Annotated in this window: 15 protein-coding genes and 1 tRNA gene; 8 read left to right on the top strand and 8 right to left on the bottom strand. The window is 65.0% G+C overall.

Annotated elements, in window-relative coordinates; translation table 11 throughout:
- Nucleotides 1–10: 10 nt before the first annotated feature.
- On the top strand, nucleotides 11–694 hold the full coding sequence (locus GC146_RS14640) for a TRAP transporter small permease (RefSeq protein WP_291840206.1): 684 nt from the start codon (nucleotides 11–13) through the stop codon (nucleotides 692–694).
- 1 nt (nucleotide 695) lies between these two features.
- Nucleotides 696–2,546: a TRAP transporter large permease gene (locus GC146_RS14635; RefSeq protein WP_291840203.1), complete on the top strand. Its 1,851-nt coding sequence runs from the start codon at nucleotides 696–698 to the stop codon at nucleotides 2,544–2,546.
- 55 nt (nucleotides 2,547–2,601) lie between these two features.
- Here the strand turns inward: GC146_RS14635 and tpiA are convergent, their stop codons facing one another.
- The 3 genes from tpiA to GC146_RS14620 form a co-directional block, all read right to left on the bottom strand.
- The gene (tpiA, locus tag GC146_RS14630; protein ID WP_291840200.1) at nucleotides 2,602–3,357 is read right to left on the bottom strand and encodes a triose-phosphate isomerase; all 756 of its coding nucleotides are present in this window, start codon (nucleotides 3,355–3,357) and stop codon (nucleotides 2,602–2,604) included.
- A gap of 61 nt (nucleotides 3,358–3,418) precedes the next feature.
- On the bottom strand, nucleotides 3,419–3,784 hold the full coding sequence (locus tag GC146_RS14625; RefSeq protein ID WP_291840197.1) for an iron-sulfur cluster assembly accessory protein: 366 nt from the start codon (nucleotides 3,782–3,784) through the stop codon (nucleotides 3,419–3,421).
- Nucleotides 3,784–4,164 (bottom strand): SUF system Fe-S cluster assembly protein, encoded by a 381-nt coding sequence (locus GC146_RS14620; RefSeq protein WP_291840194.1) that lies wholly within the window; start codon nucleotides 4,162–4,164, stop codon nucleotides 3,784–3,786. Before GC146_RS14620 ends, GC146_RS14625 begins: the two co-directional genes overlap by 1 nt.
- A 121-nt stretch (nucleotides 4,165–4,285) precedes the next feature.
- On the opposite strand from GC146_RS14620, the gene GC146_RS14615 reads away from it, so the two are divergent.
- Nucleotides 4,286–5,197, top strand: a complete 912-nt coding sequence (locus tag GC146_RS14615; RefSeq protein ID WP_291840192.1) for a sulfotransferase domain-containing protein — start codon at nucleotides 4,286–4,288, stop codon at nucleotides 5,195–5,197.
- Nucleotides 5,198–5,233: 36 nt separating this feature from the next.
- A complete protein-coding gene (gene tgt / locus GC146_RS14610) occupies nucleotides 5,234–6,361 on the top strand; it encodes a tRNA guanosine(34) transglycosylase Tgt (RefSeq protein ID WP_291840189.1) in 1,128 nt (375 codons plus the stop codon).
- A 3-nt stretch (nucleotides 6,362–6,364) separates the two neighbouring features.
- Here tgt and GC146_RS14605 read toward each other — a convergent pair whose 3' ends face one another.
- Both GC146_RS14605 and GC146_RS14600 read right to left on the bottom strand, forming a co-directional pair.
- Nucleotides 6,365–6,694 carry a hypothetical protein gene (locus GC146_RS14605; RefSeq protein ID WP_291840186.1) on the bottom strand — a complete coding sequence of 110 codons (330 nt, stop codon included), beginning with the start codon at nucleotides 6,692–6,694 and terminating at the stop codon, nucleotides 6,365–6,367.
- On the bottom strand, nucleotides 6,691–7,473 hold the full coding sequence (locus GC146_RS14600) for a hypothetical protein (RefSeq protein ID WP_291840183.1): 783 nt from the start codon (nucleotides 7,471–7,473) through the stop codon (nucleotides 6,691–6,693). The genes GC146_RS14605 and GC146_RS14600 overlap by 4 nt, the downstream gene beginning before the upstream one ends.
- Before the next feature lie 319 nt (nucleotides 7,474–7,792).
- Here GC146_RS14600 and lon point away from each other — a divergent pair, with 319 nt between their 5' ends.
- The gene (lon, locus tag GC146_RS14595; RefSeq protein ID WP_291840756.1) at nucleotides 7,793–10,204 is read left to right on the top strand and encodes an endopeptidase La; all 2,412 of its coding nucleotides are present in this window, start codon (nucleotides 7,793–7,795) and stop codon (nucleotides 10,202–10,204) included.
- A gap of 89 nt (nucleotides 10,205–10,293) precedes the next feature.
- Here lon and GC146_RS14590 read toward each other — a convergent pair whose 3' ends face one another.
- The 3 genes from GC146_RS14590 to GC146_RS14580 are packed head-to-tail and all read right to left on the bottom strand — an operon-like array spanning nucleotide 10,294 to nucleotide 11,460.
- Complete coding sequence (locus GC146_RS14590; protein WP_291840180.1) at nucleotides 10,294–10,506, bottom strand: hypothetical protein; 213 nt, start codon at nucleotides 10,504–10,506, stop codon at nucleotides 10,294–10,296.
- Nucleotides 10,507–10,540: 34 nt separating this feature from the next.
- Entirely contained in the window at nucleotides 10,541–10,969 is a 429-nt protein-coding gene (locus GC146_RS14585; RefSeq protein WP_291840177.1) for a tail fiber domain-containing protein, read from the bottom strand.
- 20 nt (nucleotides 10,970–10,989) lie between these two features.
- The gene (locus tag GC146_RS14580) at nucleotides 10,990–11,460 is read right to left on the bottom strand and encodes a tail fiber domain-containing protein (RefSeq protein WP_291840174.1); all 471 of its coding nucleotides are present in this window, start codon (nucleotides 11,458–11,460) and stop codon (nucleotides 10,990–10,992) included.
- 184 nt (nucleotides 11,461–11,644) lie between these two features.
- Between GC146_RS14580 and GC146_RS14575 the strand changes: the two genes are divergently transcribed.
- The 3 genes from GC146_RS14575 (at nucleotide 11,645) to GC146_RS14565 (ending at nucleotide 12,760) form a co-directional block, all read left to right on the top strand.
- Nucleotides 11,645–12,031 carry a hypothetical protein gene (locus tag GC146_RS14575; RefSeq protein ID WP_291840172.1) on the top strand — a complete coding sequence of 129 codons (387 nt, stop codon included), beginning with the start codon at nucleotides 11,645–11,647 and terminating at the stop codon, nucleotides 12,029–12,031.
- A gap of 13 nt (nucleotides 12,032–12,044) precedes the next feature.
- Nucleotides 12,045–12,119, top strand: a tRNA-Val gene (locus GC146_RS14570).
- Between the two features lie 53 nt (nucleotides 12,120–12,172).
- Nucleotides 12,173–12,760, top strand: a complete 588-nt coding sequence (locus GC146_RS14565) for a histidine phosphatase family protein (protein ID WP_291840169.1) — start codon at nucleotides 12,173–12,175, stop codon at nucleotides 12,758–12,760.
- Nucleotides 12,761–12,773 lie beyond the last annotated feature (13 nt).

Raw genomic sequence — 12,773 nt, 5'->3', positions numbered from 1 at the left:
GGGCGGGCAGATGGCCGGCAAATGGGAACCGCAAACGGGCCTTGGTCGTGTGGTCGACAAGTTCGAAGAGAACGCCATAGCCGTCATACTTGGCCTGATGACGCTTTTGACCTTCGTCAACGTCGTGCGTCGCTACGTCTTCAACACCAGCCTGATCTGGAGCCTCGAAGTGGTTCTGGTGCTGTTTTCGTGGCTGGTGCTGTTCGGCATTTCCTACGGCTTCAAGGTGACGGCGCATCTTGGTGTTGATGCTGTCATCAATATCGTCCCGCGCCGCTGGGCAAGGTTTCTTGGCGTGTTGGCAGCACTGGTCTGCCTTGCCTATGCCCTGCTGATTTTCAAGGGCGCGTGGGATTACTGGGCCCCCTTTGCCGACCTGCCGCCGACCAAGGGGCGCTGGCTGCCCACCGGCATCGACTGGACCGCGCGATCGACCTCGTATTTCGAGACCGACCAGATCCCGATGCCGGGCTTCCTGAGTTTTCTGGCCGACTGGATCAATTACGGCGAGGCCTATGACAAGATGCCCCGCACGATCCCCTACATGATCCTGCCGATCGGTGCGGCGCTGCTGCTGTTTCGGATCGCGCAGGTCAGCCTTCGGCTGATCCTCGGGCGGCAAGACAGCCTTATCGTCAGCCACGAGGCCGAAGACGCGGTCGAGGAAGTGGCCGCCATGAACCGGGAGTCCTGAGATGGATGTCGTCCTGCTTTTCGTGATGATCGTCGCACTGCTGATGATCGGTGTGCCGATCGCGGTCAGCCTTGGCCTGTCGTCCATCATTTTCCTGCTGGCCTTTTCCAATACCTCGCTCGGCACGGTGGCGCAGTCGCTCTATCAGGCGATGGCGGGGCATTACACGCTGCTGGCAATCCCGTTCTTCATCCTTGCCTCGTCGTTCATGTCGACGGGCGGGGTGGCGAAACGGATCATCCGCTTTGCCATCGCCTGCGTGGGCCACCTGCAGGGCGGGCTGGCTATCGCAGGCGTGCTGGCCTGCATGATGTTCGCGGCCCTGTCGGGGTCTTCGCCCGCGACGGTGGTCGCCATCGGCTCGATCGTGATCGCGGCGATGCGGCAGGCGGGCTATTCGCGCGATTTCGCCGCCGGTGTCATCTGCAACGCGGGCACGCTGGGTATCCTGATCCCGCCGTCGATCGTCATGGTCGTTTATGCCAGCGCCACCGACGTGTCGGTCGGGCGGATGTTTCTGGCTGGCGTGGTGCCGGGGATCGTGGCCGGCCTGATGTTGATGGTGGCGATCTACGTCTTCGCGCGCCTGCGCCGGATGCCAAAGGGCGAGTGGAAGGGCTGGGGCGAGGTTTATTCGGCCGGGCGCGACGCATTCTGGGGGCTGATGCTGATCGTGATCATCATGGTGGGCATCTATGGTATTCCCGGCGTGACGGGGGGCATTTTCACGCCAACCGAGGCGGCAGCGGTTTCTGCCGTCTATGCCTTCATCGTGGCGAACTTCGTCTATCGCGACATGGGGCCACTGAAGGGCCGGCCGTTGTTGCCGGGTGCCGCGGCGGACCGGGCGCTTCTGGGCCTGCGGATGGTGGGCGTTGCCGTGGTCGTGGTGCTGACGGCGCTTGGGATCTGGGCGATCCTGGGGTCATCCGGACCGGCGCTGGGGTTTCTGACCGGCGTCGGCCTGCCTGCCATCGGCATGGCGGCGGTGCTGGGCCTTGCCTTTTACGGTATCGCCGGGGCCGGACAGGCGCAGACCGCAAGGGTGGGCGGCGCCGGTCTGGTGGCACTTGCCGCGCTGGTCCTGCCGCAGGCCTTTCCGTTTGCGCAGGGCTCGCTTCTGAGTTTTGCCATCGCAAGTGGTTTTGGCGCGCGGCTGATCGGCGCGGTGCTGGCATTGGTGGTGTCGTTCGGGTTCGCCTACGTCATCCTTGGCCTGTTTTCCAAGCCTGCGATGCTGCTGGCGCGGGCTGGCACAGGTCTTGGCCCCGCTTTGACCGAGGGCGGCGGCGCGGTCTTTGCCGGTCTGCCGCGGATGCTGGGCGTGCTCTGGCACGAGGATACCCGGCGCACCCTTTTCGACGCGGCCAAGTTGACGATGACGCTGATGTTCATCATCGCCAACGCGCTGATCCTTAAACAGGTTCTGACCGATCAGCAGGTGCCGCAAAAGGTGGCCGAAAGCATGCTGGCCGCGGGCCTTGGTCCGGTGATGTTCCTTGTCGTGGTCAACGTGATCCTGCTGATCGGCGGACAGTTCATGGAGCCCTCGGGCCTGATCGTGATCGTGGCGCCGCTGGTCTTTCCGATTGCCGTCAGCCTCGGGATCGATCCGATCCATCTGGGCATCATCATGGTGGTGAACATGGAGATCGGGATGATCACGCCGCCGGTGGGGCTGAACCTGTTCGTGACCTCCGGCGTTGCGGGCATGCCGATCATGGCGGTTGTCCGCGCGGCGGCGCCGTTCCTGGCCGTGCTCTTCGTCTTCCTGATCCTGGTCACCTACGTGCCGTTGCTGTCGACGTGGCTGCCGACGCTGGTGATGGGGCCGGAAGTGCTGGTGAAGTAGGGCCGGGGGGCCAGCCCCCCGGCACCCCCCGGAGTATTTCGGGCCAGAAGAAGGGTCAGGCGTTTTCGAGCGCGGTGATGATCGGCGAGAAATCGGCCGTCGTCAGGCTCGCGCCGCCGACGAGCGCACCATCGACATCGTCCACGGCAAAGATCTCGGCCGCGTTCGTGCCTTTGACCGAGCCGCCGTACAGGATGCGAAATCCCTCGGCCGCGGCGCCGAAGCGGGCTGTCAGCCTTTCGCGGATGAAACCGTGCACCTCGGCGATCTGGGCGGTGGTGGGCACCTTGCCGGTGCCGATGGCCCAGACCGGTTCATAGGCGATGACGCAGTTCTCAGGCGTTGCGATGTCAGGCACCGAACGGTCTAGCTGGGTGCCGACGACCGTGAGCGTCGTGCCCGCCTCACGCTCGGTCAGCGTCTCGCCGATGCAGATGACCGAGATCAGTCCGGCCGCTTCGGCGGCGATGGCCTTGGCGCGGACATCGGCATCCGTCTCGTGGTGGTCGGCGCGGCGCTCGGAATGGCCGAGGATGACATAAGTTGCCCCGGCATCTGCCAGCATGGCAGCGGCAATGTCACCGGTATGGGCGCCGTGGGTCTTGGCGTGGCAATCCTGGCCGCCAAGGGCCAGAGGATGGGTTTTCTTGGCCCAGTTCATCTGCGCGATCAAGGTGGCGGGGGGACAGATCAGCAGGTCGACCTTCGGGTCGGGATGGGCGGCGCTGAGAGCGGCGACCTCGGCCAGAGCGGCCTTGGCGGTGCCGTTCATTTTCCAGTTACCGGCGGCAAGCTTGCGCGGACGTGTCATGGCCTTCTCCCTGTTGGCTGTCCCTGTCCTAGCGGGCTGGACGGCGTCGGAAAAGGGCGGCCTACCCCTTGGCGGTCAGCTTTTCGTCGAACTTGATCGATTCGCCGCAGCCGCAGGCCTCGACGACGTTCGGGTTCTTGAACTTGAACCCCGATTCCAGCAGCGATGTTTCGTAGTCGATCTCGGTGCCGAAAAGGAACATCTGCGCCATCGGTGCGATCATCACCCGCGCGCCGTCCTGCTCGATGACCTCGTCCAACGGGTCGATCTCGGCGGCATAGTCCATGGTATATTCCATGCCAGCGCAGCCGCCCTTCTTGACGCCGATGCGCAGTCCCTTGTGACCGTCGCGCGCCATCAGCCGGGCGATCTGGGTTGCCGCGCGCGGGGTCATGCTGACGGCCTGTTTTCCGGGAATGCCGAACATCACATGAACCCCAGTTCCAGCCGCGCCTCGTCCGACATCATGTCCATGCCCCATTGCGGCTCGAAGGTCATATGGACATCAACCTGTTTCACGCCGGGCAGCGGTTCCACTGCGTCGGCGACCCATCCGGGCATCTCGCCGGCCACGGGACAGCCGGGCGCGGTCAGCGTCATGGTGATGTTGACCGCGTTTTCGTCGTCGATGGCGATGGTGTAGACAAGGCCCAGATCATAGATATTGACCGGGATCTCGGGGTCATAGACGGTGCGGCAAGCCCCGACCACGGCATCATAAAGCGGGTGATCGGTCGACGAGGGCGCGATCAGCGGGGTGCCTTCGGGCTGGGCTGCGGGCGAAAAATTGGTATCAGTCGAGGTCATGCGCGGCTCCGGAACATTCCTGAGTGAACATATAGGGAATGGGGCGGGCAGGTAAAGGGCAGCGTGTTGCGCCATCCTGCCGGCAAGCAGGCAAGACGGCAGCGGAACGGGAGTGCGGCAGATGACGGAACGGCAGGTTCGGGTGACTGCCCCGGCGATGCGGACCTATCGCGGCGGGCTGACTACACCCGAACGATGGGCGACGTGGACACCGCGGGCCGGCGACATTCTCGTCTGCACACCGCCGAAATCCGGCACGACCTGGACCCAGACGATGCTGGCAATGTTGCTGCATGGTGGTCCCGATCTGCCCGACAAGGTGGGCGCGCTGTCGCCTTGGGTCGATTCCGCGCTGGGCGAGGCGGCGGAGGTGACGCGCCGTCTGGCCGCGCAGACCGGCCGCCGCGTGGTCAAGACCCACACGCCGGCCGATGGTTTTCCGGTCTGGGAGGGGGTGACGGTGGTGGCGATCTATCGCCATCCGCTGGATGTCTTCTTCTCGCTGCGAAAACACGCGGTCAACATGAAGCAACCCGAAGATCACCCGATGCGCCTGCCCGTCGCGGCCTCGCTCGATGCGTTCCTGACGGGGCCGGCCGAGCCTGACAACTTCGACCGTGACACGCTGGCGACCGTGGTGTGCCACTATGCCCAGACGGCGCTGTCGGGGCGGGTGCCGGGATTGGTAAAGTTGCATTACGCCGACATGGTCGCGGATCACCACGCGGCGCTGCGCAATTTGGCTGCGGGCGTCGGGCTTCAGGTAAGCGAGGCAGTGATCGACAGGATCGCCGCCGCGACCGACATTGCCGCGATGCGCGCCAAGGCGACCGAGTTTGCCCCGGAGGGCGGCACGGGGCTGTGGGCCAGCGACGCGGCGTTCTTCGATTCGGGCGGCGCGGGCAAGTGGCGGGGGCAAGTCACCGATGAGGCACTGGCGCGCTATCGCGAAAGGTTCGCAGTGCTCCTGCCCGACCCGGCGGCGCGCGCTTGGCTGGAGTGGGGCGAGGGTGCGCTTGGCAAGGACGCCTGAACCGCGGTAGAGGGCGGGCCTTGCAAGGGGACGCGCATGACCGGCTTTTCATTCGATCTGACAGCAACCGACGGCACGGCGCGGACCGGTGTCATTCACACCACGCGTGGCGATATCCGGACGCCGGCCTTCATGCCCGTCGGCACCGCCGGCACCGTCAAGGCGATGCTGCCAGAAAGCGTCCGCGCCACCGGGGCCGACATCCTGTTGGGCAATACCTATCACCTGATGTTGCGGCCGGGGGCCGAGCGGGTGGCGCGGCTGGGCGGCCTTCACAACTTCATGAACTGGGACCGTCCGATCCTGACCGATTCGGGTGGCTTCCAGGTGATGAGCCTGGCGGAGTTGCGCAAGCTGACCGAAGAGGGCGTGACCTTCCGCAGCCATATCGACGGGGCGCGGCATGAACTGACGCCGGAACGCTCGATGGAAATCCAGCGGCTGCTGGGCAGCGACATCGTGATGTGCTTCGACGAATGCCCCGCGCTGCCCGCCGACGAGGCCCGCGTGGCCGAAAGCATGCGCCTGTCGATGCGCTGGGCGCAGCGCAGCCGCGATGCCTTCGGCGACCGGCCGGGGCATGCCCTTTTCGGCATCCAGCAGGGCGGCGTGACGCAGGAGTTGCGCGGCGAAAGTGCCGAGGCGCTGAAGGCAATTGGCTTTGAAGGCTACGCCGTGGGCGGCCTTGCGGTGGGCGAGGGGCAGGAGGCGATGTTCGGCGTGCTGGATTATGCGCCGGGGATGCTGCCTGCGGACAAGCCGCGCTACCTGATGGGCGTGGGCAAGCCCGACGACATCGTCGGTGCCGTGGCGCGTGGCATCGATATGATGGATTGCGTGCTGCCCTCGCGCTCGGGCCGGACCGGGCAGGCCTTTACACGGCACGGCGTGGTCAACATCAAGAACGCGCGCCACCAGGACGATCCGCGGCCCTTGGACGAGGCCTGCACCTGCCCGGCCTGCCGCAACTACAGCCGCGCCTACCTGCACCACGTCTTCCGCGCGGGCGAGATCATCTCGTCGATGCTGCTGACTTGGCATAACCTGCACTACTATCAGGAACTGATGCAGGGGATGCGCGACGCGATCGCCGCCGGGCGGTTCGCCGCCTTCGAGGCGGCGTTCCATGCCCAGCGGGCCGAGGGGGATATTGATCCGTTGTAACGGCTAGCCGCCGCCGTGGGGGACGGGCCGGGCGACCGGGCGCAGCGCGTCTGGCGGCGGTTGCAGCGCGACCAGATCGTGCCGGGGCGGCAGCGCGGGGGGTGTCATCTGGCCCTGAAGCGCGAAGGGCGCCAGTGGCAGCAGCATCAGCATGATGCGCCAGCGTTGCAGCACGAACAGCCCGAAACCCAATAGCACCAGCAAGATCGCACCGCCCACCATCGCGCCCTCGGGCGTGCCGGGCTGGGCCCGGTGCAGCGTGCCGCTGCCCAGCGCCACCAGCGTCAGACCCGACAGCCGCGAAGGGTTCAGCCAGCGGTTGAAAGGGATCATCGCGCGGCTCTGCGCAATGGCAAAAGGCCGGCACGGCGTGCGCCTTGCGGGGCGGGCAGATGTGGCAAGGCACTCAGCCCGTGATCGTCGCGATCCTCGATCCAGTCGCGCAGGGCAAGGCCAAGGGCCATCTCCCGGTCTTCGATGCGGCTGACTGCACGGCAGCGGTCGGGGCCGAGGGATGTCAGCGACAGCTGCACCATCCGCGTTCGCACACCCTCGGGGCCCATCGTTTCGACCTGATAGCGGCAGCCATGCGGCGCAATTGCTTCGATAAAGCTCAGCACCGCTTCGCGCCCGTCGCTGAAGGTCAGATAGAACGTCTCGGGGTCGTCCGGGTCGCGATTGTAGTCGTGCAGCCGTCCGGTCCAGTAGTCGTCCGGGTGGCCTGCGCCGGGCACCAGCGCCGCCCATGCCGCCGAGGCCGGCATCAGCAGTGTCGCGGTTGCCTGACTGCGGCGGATCAATCGCCATGGCAGCCTGTCGGACCAGCCCCGATCAAGCACCGCGGCCCACAGCCCGGTCATCCCAAGCGCCAGCGGCAGCGCCACGGCCGTCGGGGCGGGCAGGAAGGCCGCGCAAACACAGCCCAAGGCCGGTGCATCGGTCAGCCAGCCAAGGTCGGGCCTGTGGCGCGCCAAGGTCACGGCCAAGACAAGGCCCGCAATCGCGCCGCCCGGAACGGCCCAGAACGGGGCGCCACCAAGCACGACAATGTTTGCGCCCCCCAAAGTGGCCAGCGCAATCCGGCGCCGGTGACGGTTCAGTGGGTCGCGCATCCGCGGCCTCCTGTCATTCTGACACATCGGTGTGAGCCCGGACGACACGGCAATGACCGAACGGGCGTAACAGGACCGGTCTAGGGGCCAAATATGGCCGGTCTCGGGCGAGGGAGGGGCCAGCCTGCGGCCCCTGCCTGACAATTTCAGGCATGCTGGCCCTTGCCGGCGACGCGCGGCCCGGTCAGACTGTTGCGCGAGGGGGCAGCTTGAAACCGCGCCAAAGCGGCACCATTTCTAGCAGCCTGAACAGGAGATGCCACAAGGGTTGCCGATGAGCGGGACCAGCGGGCGTCTTGCCAAGAACAAGGATAAGAGCATGTCAGAGCCTCTCAGCCCGTCGTACCCGGTCCTGCCGTTGCGCGACATCGTGGTCTTCCCGCATATGATCGTGCCGCTTTTTGTCGGGCGCGAGAAATCGGTTCGCGCGCTTGAGGAAGTGATGCAGGACGACAAGCAGATCCTGCTGTCGAGCCAGATTGATCCCGGCGAGGATGACCCCGAAACCAGCGGGATCTACAAGGCCGGCGTGCTGGCCAATGTGCTGCAACTGCTGAAACTGCCCGACGGCACCGTGAAGGTGCTGGTCGAGGGCCAGGCGCGCGTGCGTATCACTGAATTTCTGCCCAACGACGCCTTCTTTGAGGCGCGTGCGGAAGAACTGGACGAGATCGCGGGCGACACCGAAGAAGTGCTGGCGCTGACCCGTTCGGTCGCGCAGGAGTTCGAGCGTTACGCCAAGATCCGCAAGAACATCCCCGAAGAAGCGCTGGCCGCCGTCGGCGAGGCGACCGATCCCGCCAAGCTGGCCGATCTTGTGGCCGGTCACCTTGGGATCGACGTCAAGCAAAAGCAGGACCTGCTTGAGACACTGTCGGTCGCCGAGCGGCTGGAGAAGGTCTATGGCCAGATGCAGGGCGAGATGAGCGTTCTGCAGGTCGAAAAGAAGATCAAGACCCGCGTGAAATCGCAGATGGAGCGGACGCAGCGCGAGTATTACCTCAACGAACAGATGAAGGCGATCCAGAAGGAGCTGGGCGACGGCGAGGATGGCAGCAACGAGATTGCCGAACTTGAAAAGCGCATCTCCGAAGTGAAGCTGAGCAAGGAGGCCCGCGAAAAGGCGGAAGCCGAATTGAAAAAGCTCAAGTCGATGAGCCCGATGAGCGCCGAGGCGACCGTCGTGCGCAATTACCTCGACTGGATGCTGGGCCTGCCGTGGGGTGTGAAGTCGCGCACCAAGAAGGATCTTTTCGCCGCGCAAAAGGTGCTCGACAACGACCATTACGGCCTTGAGAAGGTCAAGGAGCGGATCGTCGAGTATCTTGCCGTGCAACAGCGTTCGGCCAAGCTGAAGGGGCCGATCATGTGCCTCGTCGGCCCGCCCGGCGTCGGCAAGACATCGCTGGGCAAGTCGGTGGCACGTGCCACGGGGCGCGAGTTCATCCGCATCAGTCTTGGCGGCGTGCGCGATGAATCCGAGATCCGCGGCCACCGCCGCACCTATATCGGCTCGATGCCCGGCAAGATCATCCAGGCGCTGAAGAAGGCGAAAACCACCAACCCGCTGATCCTGCTCGATGAAATCGACAAGATGGGGCAGGATTTCCGCGGCGACCCGGCCAGTGCGATGCTGGAGGTGCTTGATCCCGAACAGAACGCAACCTTCGTGGATCACTACCTCGAGGTGGAATACGACCTGTCCAACGTGATGTTCATCACTACGGCGAACTCCTACAACATGCCGGGGCCGCTGCTGGACCGGATGGAGATCATCAGCCTTGCCGGCTACACCGAGGATGAAAAGCGCGAGATCGCCAAGCAGCACCTGCTGCCCAAGGTGATGAAGAACCACGGGCTGAAGGCAAAGGAATTTGCCGTGTCCGACGCCGCGCTGACCGAGATGATCCGCACCTATACCCGCGAAGCCGGGGTGCGGAACCTTGAGCGCGAGCTGGCCAAGATCGCCCGCAAGGCGGTGACGAAGATCGTGCGCAAGGATGTCGTCAAGGTTGAAGTAACGCCCGAGAATCTAGGCGATTTCCTTGGTGTGAAGCGGTTCCGTTATGGTCTGGCCGAAACCGAAGATCAGATCGGTGTCGTGACCGGGCTGGCCTGGACGCAAGTCGGGGGCGAGATCCTGCCGATCGAGGCGTTGCGACTGCCCGGCAAGGGCCGGATGAAGACCACCGGCAAGCTGGGCGACGTGATGAAGGAATCGATCGACGCGGCCAGTTCCTACGTCCGCTCGGTCAGTCCGCAACTGGGGGTGAAGCCCACGGTCTTTGACCGGGTCGACATCCACGTCCACGTGCCTGACGGCGCCACGCCCAAGGACGGTCCAAGCGCCGGCCTTGCGATGGTGACCTCCATCGTCTCGGTTCTGACGCAGATCCCGGTGCGTAAGGACATCGCCATGACTGGCGAGGTCAGTTTGCGCGGCAACGCGATGCCGATCGGCGGGCTGAAGGAAAAGTTGCTGGCCGCGCTGCGCGCGGGAATCAAGACGGTGCTGATCCCGGCCGAGAACGAAAAGGACCTGCCGGAGATCCCCGATAACGTGAAGGAGGGGTTGCAGATCATCCCCGTCAAACACGTCTCGGAGGTGCTGCAGCACGCGCTGGTGCGCCAGCCTGTGCCGATCGAGTGGGATTTCGAGGCCGAGGAGGCCGCTGCGGACAAGCGTCTGGCCGCCGGTTCGGAAGATGTTGCGCCGGCGACGGCGCACTGATCACCACGGTCGCCAAATGAATGAAGAAGGGCGCGCCCCAGCGGGCGCGCCCTTCTTGTTTCTTTCGGGCACCTGTGCGCGATTGTGCCTCAGCCGGGCGTTTTGATCGGGTCGCTTGATCCGCTGGCGATCAGGAGGAACGTGATCAGGATCAGCGGGATGATGATGGCGGCCGACGAGGACGACGCCTTGGTTTCCTGCACGATCGGGGCAGGGGCCATTTCAATGGCGGGGGCCATGCCGCCAGCACTGGCGGAGGTGGCGGCAAGCAGCAGCGCAGAGGCGGCAGCGAAACGTTTCATGGTCGGTCTTCCTTTTTCAAATTGTAACAGTTGATTAGTGGATCGTCTTCATTTCGAGGCCGAGCTTGGCATAATTGACCGCGTAAAAGCCGAACCGTTTTGCAACGGCATCGGGACGAACTTTCAGGACATCCTGCGCCATCACGCCTTCATACTCGGTTGTCCGGCCAATGTAGCGGAAGCGGTAAAGCGGCAACCCGTTATGCGCGGTACCGATCCGCCGGATGTCGGTCTTGAGGCGCTCATCGCTGCCCAGCAGCGGCGTCTCGCCGCCCGAGCGCGATGCCAGGACAATCATTGCCGCGAGGATCAGCGGGATGATGATGGCAGCCGACGAGGACGACGCCTTGGTTTCCTGCACGATCGGGGCGGGGGTCATCTGCACCGCGGGTGCCATACCGCCGGCATTGGCGGCAGTTGCTGCGACAAGCGCGAGTGTCGAGGCAGAGGCGGTGCGTTTCATGACGGTATCCTTTCGTGAAGTCAGTGGATGGTCTTCATTTCCAGTCCAAGTTTGCCGTAATCGACAAGGTAATAGCCAAGCCGCTTGATCACCGCGTCGGGGCGCAGTTGCAGCACGTCCTGCGCCATCACGCCTTCATACACGCGGCGGAACCCACGGTAGCGGAACTGGTAGAGCGGCAGGCCATTCGGCGCGGTGCCGGTGCGACGGATGTCGGTCTTCAGCCGCGCGTCGCTGGGTGCGACATAACCGGTGTCGCTGCTGCGCGAGGCCAGCGCGATCAGCGCAATCAGGATCAACGGGATGATGATGGCGGCCGACGAGGACGAGGCCTTCGTCTCCTGAACGATCGGGGCGGGTTGCATCTGGACGGGCGGCGCCATCCCGCCGGCATGGGCGGCAGAGGCCGTGACGAGGGCAAGGGTCGAGGCAGTGGCGGTCAACTTCATCTTGCGCACCGGGGCTGGGGCCGGTCCGGAATGGCCGGCCATCGCGTCCGAACGTGCCGCGCGAGGCCCCTCCTGTCAAAAGGAATCAGCCCGCCAGGCCTGTTTCACCGCCTGTTGGGGCCGCCGAGGCGCAGTTCGCAGGCACGTGGCCATCTTCTCTTTGCGCGCTTTGCTTTGTTCCGGGCAAGCTTGTAGGGTCCGCGTCAGACACCTGAAGGAGTGACTGATGGCCGCCACCAAGCCCCGCACCAAGGCCGCCGCGGCCAAGGATGACCTGCCCGACGACATGCCGGCGCAAACGCCTTCGGACCCGCAGGACAGCGGCGACGGGGGCGAGGTGCAGGTTCTGCGCGTGAAGGATCTGGTCGAGCGCGCGGCGCTTCGTTCGGGGCAGCGCAAGAATGTGGTCAAACCGACACTCGAGGCGGCGCTGGCCGTGCTGGGTGAGGCGCTGGATGCCGGCGAGACGCTGATTATTCCGCCGCTGGGCAAGATCAAGGTGATCCGCAAGCAGGACACCGCGGGCGGCGCCACGCAGCTGCGATTGCAATTGCGCCGGCCCAAGGCGGTTGCCGCCGTCGCCCCCCTTGCAGAGGTCGACGGGGAAGGCTAAACGACCGCGCATCGGGTGATTAGCTCAGCGGTAGAGCGCTTCGTTCACATCGAAGATGTCAGGAGTTCGAATCTCTTATCACCCACCAGAATTCGCGGACGCACCCCTTGGCGGGTGCGTTTTGCTTTCGCGGGGGCGCGGATGAGCGATTGGCCCGAAATCTATGTGCTGCGCCATGGCCAGACCGAATGGAACCGTCAGGGCCGCTGGCAGGGCGACCTCGATTCGCCGTTGACGCCCGAAGGGCAGGCGCAAGCCGAGGCGATGGGTCGTCTGCTGGCCGATCTGGGCGTGACGCCTGCCAGCCACCACTTTTATACCTCGCCCCTTGGTCGGGCCCGGCGCACCGCGGCGCTGGCGCTGGCCGCCCAGGGTACAAAGGGCAGCGCCATCGAGGATGCCCGACTGCGCGAGATATCTGTCGGTCGCTGGACCGGTCGCACCCGCGACGAGATCGTCCACGAAAGCGGGTTGGCCGCCGACGCCCATTTCCTCGAATTCTACGCCGCCGCACCGGGAGGCGAAAGTTTTGCCGAGATCGCTGGCCGGGCCGAGGCATTTCTGTCCGGTCTGGCCGGACCGGCGGTCGTGGTGACACACGGCATCACCAGCCGTTTCCTGCGTCTTGTCGCGTTGGGCTGGGGGATGGCACGGCTTGCCGAGTTGCCGGGCGGGCAGGGGGTGATCCACCGTGTCCATGCCGGGCGGCACGAAGAACTCGCCCCCTGAATGGGCGACTTGC

It is taken from the genome of Limimaricola sp. (assembly GCF_016125575.1).
Taxonomy (GTDB): domain Bacteria; phylum Pseudomonadota; class Alphaproteobacteria; order Rhodobacterales; family Rhodobacteraceae; genus WGLM01.
Note: the sequence above shows the minus strand (reverse complement) of the source record. Positions and strands in the feature narration are given on the sequence as shown.